This window comes from Rhodovibrio sodomensis (assembly GCF_016583645.1).
Lineage (GTDB): Bacteria > Pseudomonadota > Alphaproteobacteria > Kiloniellales > Rhodovibrionaceae > Rhodovibrio > Rhodovibrio sodomensis.
This window is the reverse complement of the sequence record NZ_NRRL01000189.1, coordinates 1-5,744: the sequence shown is the minus strand read 5'-3', so window position 1 is coordinate 5,744 and position 5,744 is coordinate 1. Positions and strand designations below refer to the sequence as shown.

Annotated in this window: 5 protein-coding genes and 1 tRNA gene; 3 read left to right on the top strand and 3 right to left on the bottom strand. The window is 70.0% G+C overall.

Features of this window, described 5'->3' with window-relative positions:
* Positions 1-383: 383 nt before the first annotated feature.
* The 3 genes from CKO28_RS26530 to CKO28_RS26520 all read right to left on the bottom strand — a co-directional run bounded on the left by CKO28_RS26530 (position 384) and on the right by CKO28_RS26520 (position 2,175).
* A tRNA-Glu gene (locus CKO28_RS26530) sits at positions 384-459 on the bottom strand.
* A gap of 232 nt (positions 460-691) precedes the next feature.
* Positions 692-1,750 carry a threonine aldolase family protein gene (locus tag CKO28_RS26525; RefSeq protein ID WP_200344306.1) on the bottom strand — a complete coding sequence of 353 codons (1,059 nt, stop codon included), beginning with the start codon at positions 1,748-1,750 and terminating at the stop codon, positions 692-694.
* A complete protein-coding gene (locus CKO28_RS26520; protein WP_200344304.1) occupies positions 1,747-2,175 on the bottom strand; it encodes a hypothetical protein in 429 nt (142 codons plus the stop codon). The genes CKO28_RS26525 and CKO28_RS26520 overlap by 4 nt, the downstream gene beginning before the upstream one ends.
* Positions 2,176-2,340: 165 nt before the next feature.
* Here CKO28_RS26520 and CKO28_RS26515 point away from each other — a divergent pair, with 165 nt between their 5' ends.
* From CKO28_RS26515 to CKO28_RS26505, 3 genes are all read left to right on the top strand, one after another.
* Positions 2,341-3,486 (top strand): RluA family pseudouridine synthase, encoded by a 1,146-nt coding sequence (locus CKO28_RS26515; RefSeq protein ID WP_242480841.1) that lies wholly within the window; start codon positions 2,341-2,343, stop codon positions 3,484-3,486.
* Positions 3,487-3,910: 424 nt separating this feature from the next.
* A complete protein-coding gene (rpoH, locus tag CKO28_RS26510) occupies positions 3,911-4,819 on the top strand; it encodes an RNA polymerase sigma factor RpoH (protein WP_200344302.1) in 909 nt (302 codons plus the stop codon).
* A gap of 193 nt (positions 4,820-5,012) precedes the next feature.
* Positions 5,013-5,507, top strand: coding sequence for a YHS domain-containing (seleno)protein (locus CKO28_RS26505; protein ID WP_200344300.1), 495 nt, complete (start codon positions 5,013-5,015; stop codon positions 5,505-5,507).
* Positions 5,508-5,744 lie beyond the last annotated feature (237 nt).

Sequence of the window (5,744 nt, the reverse complement as noted above, 5' to 3'; positions counted from 1 at the left end):
CGCGCACACCCCCGGCATCGACGCCTCGGCGACGATCCGCTGTTTGTCCGCCCACGACCAGCGTCGCCGTCGGCGGCGGCCGGTGATCACCTCAACCCGTTCCATCGTGATGGTACTACCCACGTGAATAATGACGTTACGAGCGCCACCCGCGCCCGAACGCCCATCTCACGCACACTCCATCACGCCACGGTAGGCAGTCCTCGGCGCACGCTTACGCTCGATCCGCTTCCGGGTTCCATGGTCGGAACCCACGCCATGGCCGGACACGGACTCGGACGGTGCCGGGAATTCCGTGATGCGCGTCCGCGTTCTCGAAAACCCGATGTGGTACCTATCAGCGGCCGGACATTAAAAAATCCGCACAATACTGCGGATCATGGTGGTGTCCCCTAGGGGATTCGAACCCCTGTTACTGCCGTGAGAGGGCAGCGTCCTAGGCCACTAGACGAAGGGGACACTGGCGATGGACCGGAGAACGGGCGGCCCAAGGTCTAGCTGGGCGGATGGATAACCAACAATCGGGGGGAGATGCAAGGTGTATCTTGGGGCGGGTGACAGATTGTTCGCGCGCCAGCGCGACCACCCGGCAAGCGCGCGCCGGGGGCGGCCGGCTCCGCGCGCGCTTGCCCGCCACGGGTGCGCCCGGGTGGCTTCGGCGGACGCGACGGGCCGGGCGGGCGCGTCCGGCTCAGGCGGCCTGGCTGGCGTGACGGCCGGCGGCGTTCAGCAGGGCGTCGACGTGGCCCGGCTCGCTGTTCCAGGAGGCGACCAGGCGCACCCCCACGGCGTCCGAGCCGCCATCTCCGGCGCCCCAGCGGTAGAAGGTGAAGCCCTCCCGGCTCAGCGCGTCGGCGAGCCCGGCGGGCAATTCGCAGAACACCTCGTTCGCCTGCACCGGGTGCAGCAGGCGGCAGCCCGGCAGCGCCGCCAGCCCCTCGCCCAGCCGGCGCGCCAGGGCGTTGGCGTGGCCGGCGTTGAGCAGCCAGACGTCGTCGGCCAAATACGCCTCCAACTGGGCGGACAGGTAACGCATCTTGGAAAACAGGTGCCCGGCGCGCTTGCGCCGATACGCGAAGCCGTGCGCCAGCGCGGGGTCGAAGAACACCGCCGCCTCCGCGCCGAGCGTGCCGTTCTTGGTGGCGCCGAAGGCGAGCACGTCGACGCCGGCCTGCCAGGTTACCTCCGCCGGGCTGCAGCCGAGCGTGACCAGCGCGTTGGCGAAGCGCGCGCCGTCCATCTGCACCTTCAGGCCGTGGGCGTGCGCGACCCGGGCCAGGGCGGCGACCTCGTCGGGGGTGTAGACCGTCCCGGCCTCGGTCGCCTGGGTCAGGGCCAGCACGTGCGGCTGCACCGCGTGGACGAACCCGGGGGTGTGCTCGGCGAGCGCGGCATCGACCGTCTGCGGCGTCAGCTTGCCATGCGCGCTGTCGAGCGGGATCAGCTTGGCGCCGTCGGCGAACATCTCCGGGGCGCCGCACTCGTCGGTGTTGATGTGGCTGTCGCGATGGCAGTAGACGGCGCCCCACGGCGGGGTCAGGCACGCCAGCGTCAGCGCGTTCGCCGCGGTGCCGGTGGCCAGCGGATAGGCGGCCAGCCGGTCGTGGCCGAACACCGCGCGCAGGCGATCCTGCGCCCGCGCGGTCACCGGATCGTGGCCGTACGGCATCGCCGGGCCGGCGTCGACCTGGCTCAGGGCCTGCAGCACCTTGGGGTGCGCGCCCGAGGTGTTGTCGCTGGCGAAGTTCATGGCTCGCCCCCCGCACGGTTGCTGGCGCCGCCTGCCCCGGGACGGATCCGGCCCAGGACGCGGCCCTGCGCGGGGTCGACCACGACCAGCTGGCCGCAGCCGTCCTGCGCCGGGCCCTCGACGCGCACCACCAGGGTGCCGCCGCTCGCGACCGCGTCCGCGATCCGGCAGCTGTCGGCCATGCCCAGCTGCAACGCGCCGAACGGCTGCGCGCCGGACGGGCGCGCCGCCGGGCGCGCGGTGGTTGCGGTGGTTGCGCTGGTCGCGCTGCTGCCGGCCTGGGCGGCCTGGCCGTCGGCGGCTTCGGGTCCGCTCAGGCGCATCGCGATCGTCACCACCACGATGGTCAGGCCGACCACGATCAGCACGCCCATGCCGATCACCAACCCCTTGAGCGCGCGCGTATTCCCGTCCTGTTTCGCCATGGTTCCCGTTATCGTGCTGGCGCGAGATGCCGAAGCGCCGAAGCGGCGTTTGGCCCGTTCGCGCCGGATCTTGACTGTGCGGACAGCGGATGCCTGTTGCGTGTCGCTGGCGAAGGGCGGACAGTCCGCACCGACGCCGTTTCAACTCCGTGAAGTCCTGTTGCGATGACCGCGCCCAAGCCCGACCAACCGACCCCCGAGCGCGCCACGTCCGAGCGCAAGACGTCCGAGCGCAAGACGCCCCAGCGCGCGATGTCCGAGCGGGCAAGGTCCGAACGCGACGCGTTCCCGGGGCACTGGGCCCACGACCTGCTGCCGGAGGAGTTGCCGGACCCGGACGCGCAGGTCTTGCATACGCTCACGGTCGCGGCGGAGGCGGACGGCGCGCGGATCGACCGGGCGCTGACGGCCGCCCTGCCCGAGCTGTCGCGCAGCCGGGTCCAGGCGCTGATCCAGGCGGGCCGGGTGCGCGCGGACGGCCGGATGATAGCCGAGCCCAAGACCCGCGTAAAGGCAGGCCAGCGCCTGGAGGTGGCGGTACCGCCGGCCGCGCCGGCGACCCCGCGAGGTGAGTCGATCCCGCTCGCGGTGGTCTACGAGGACGCCGCGCTGATCGTGATCGACAAGCCGGCGGGCATGGTCGTCCACCCCGCGCCCGGCAACGAGACCGGCACGCTGGTCAACGCGCTGATCGCGCACTGCGGCGACAGCCTGCAGGGGATCGGCGGGGAGCGGCGGCCCGGCATCGTCCACCGGCTGGACAAGGACACCAGCGGCCTGATGGTCGCCGCCAAGACCGAGCCGGCGCACCACGCGCTGGTGGCCCAGTTCGCCGAGCGCGCGATCGACCGGGCCTACCGCGCTGTGTGCTGGGGCGTGCCCGATCCGGTCAGCGGCCGGATCGAGGGCGACATCGGGCGCGCGCCGCAGAACCGCAAGAAGATGGCGGTGGTCGCGCGCGGCGGCCGGCCCGCGGCGACGCAGTACAAGGTGCGGCGCGTGCTCGCCCGCGGCGGGATCGCCGAACTGTCGTGCAAGCTGGAGACCGGCCGCACCCACCAGGTTCGCGTCCACCTGGCCGAGGCCGGACACGCGCTGCTGGGCGACCCGACCTACGGACGGCCGCGCCACCGGGTGCTGCGCGAACTGCCTGACGCCGCCCAGCAGGCGGTGCGCGGCCTGACCCGGCAGGCGCTGCACGCCGAGCGGCTCGGCTTCGCGCATCCGGACGACGGCCGCTGGTGCAGCTTCGAACGGCCCCTGCCGCAGGACCTGCAGGAGGTGATCGACGCGCTGTCCCGGGTAACTTGAAATCGCCGGTCAAGATTCACACCTCTCGGGTATCGAGGCGCGAACACACCCGGCGACCGATTTTGACGGCGCTGTTCCCGAAACCACCCCGATAGGCAGCACCCGCCCCGACGGCGGCTGAAACGGCGGTCGACGTCGGCGGCTATATCGGCGCGCCGCCCGGCATGGACCTCGCAGCGGGTATCCGGCGTTGATGGCCATGGGCGGCACGCGCGGGCAGCCGCGACTGGACCGCGACTGGACATGGCAGCCCTGAGCCGACGGCGGTTCCCGGAGGGGTCTGCCATGCGCTAGCCTTATTACTAAGACTTACTTGTTGCGCCGGGCCTTTCCCGGGCTCTCCGGACCCGGATCTGGCGGACCCGCAACCGGTCCAACGAGGCGGACGACACGACTTCAAGACGCGTGGAGGATCAGTCGGACGATGGCGCAGCCGCAGCTTCCCACCGTTCCCAGCGAAGGCAACCTGTCGCGGTATCTCCAGGAGATCCGCAAGTTCCCGATGCTGGAGCAAAACGAAGAGTACATGCTGGCCAAGCGCTGGCGCGAGGACAACGACACCGAAGCCGCGCACAAGCTGGTGACCAGCCACCTGCGTCTGGTCGCCAAGATCGCCATGGGCTACCGCGGCTACGGCCTGCCGCTCTCGGAACTGATCTCGGAGGGCAACGTCGGCATGATGCAGGCGGTCAAGCGGTTCGACCCCGAGCGCGGCTTCCGGCTGGCGACCTATGCGATGTGGTGGATCCGCGCGGCGATCCAGGAATACATCCTGCACTCCTGGTCGCTGGTGAAGATGGGCACCACCGCGGCGCAGAAGAAGCTGTTCTTCAATCTGCGCAAGCTGAAGGGACAGATGCAGGCGATCGACGAGGGGGACCTGAACCCCGAGCAGGTCGAGACGATCTCCGAGCGCCTGAACGTGCCCGAGACCGACGTCATCAACATGAACCGGCGGTTGGGCAGCCCGGACCACTCGCTGAACGCCCCGCTGCGCCAGGACGGCGACGGCGAGTGGCAGGACTGGCTGGTCGACGAGGGCGAGAACCAGGAAAGCCTGCTCGCCGACAGCGAGGAGATGAGCCAGCGCCGGCAGCTGCTGCAGGAGGCGATGGGCGCGCTCAACGACCGCGAGCGCCACATCCTGAACGAGCGGCGCCTGAAGGAGAACCCGACCACGCTGGAGGACCTGAGCCAGGAGTACGGCATCAGCCGCGAACGCGTCCGGCAGATCGAGGTGCGCGCCTTCGAGAAGCTGCAGAAGGCGATGCGCAACGCCGCCAAGGAAGGCCGCTTGCAGAACGCGCCGCAGGCGCAGCAGGCCGCCCGGTAACGACCGGCGCCGACGCCGCTACGACAACCGTCCGAGAAGGCCGGCCGTCGCCCCCGACGGCCGGCCTTTTTCGTGTCTGCTCGGCCCTCGCGTCCGGGCCACGGGGTCGTGATTGCCCGTGTGTTGGCCGATGATCGGAACACGGGCATATAGGCCGAAAACCAATCTCACCGTCGTTTGGGAGGATTCCCCCATGCGCCGTGCCGTCACCGATCTCCGCCGCGCCCTTGGGGCGCTCGCTGTCGCCACCGTCGTCGCCGCCGCGTTCGCCAGCGGGGCTGAGGGGTTCCTCGGCTCCGACGACAAGACCGCCTATTTCGCCGAGGACGGCGTGGCGATCCGCGGCTACGACCCGGTCGCCTATTTCGACCAGGGCGCGCCGGTCGAGGGCAGCGCGGAGCACAGCCTGGAGTGGCAGGGCGTCACCTGGCACTTCGCCAGCGCCGACCACCGCCAGGCGTTCCAGGCGAACCCGGACAAATACGCCCCCAAATACGGCGGCTACTGCGCCTACGCGGTTGCCAAGGACCAGCTCGTCTCGATCGATCCCGACGCCTGGAAGATCGTCGACGGCGCGCTGTACCTGAACTATTCCAAATCGGTGCAGGCGAAGTGGGAGAAGGACATCCCCGGGTTCATCGAAACCGCGGAGATCAACTGGCCGGAACTCAACCCGGCGGCAAAATAGGGCAAGAGGCTGACTGGCGGAACCGCCTTACAGCTGACGCGTTCACGCGCATCGATGACTGTCAGAGACAAGCCTGAAGGCCGCTCCGGTCTTCAGGCTTTCTCGCTCTCAGAGATGGGGTATCGCGGCGGCCACCCTCTGAGATGTTGAGGAGAGGGTGGCGGCCCTCCAGGGATGTCAGCACGAACTCCGCTCAGCGGGTTCAAACATTCAGCAGAAGGAGGACCGCCATGCCCA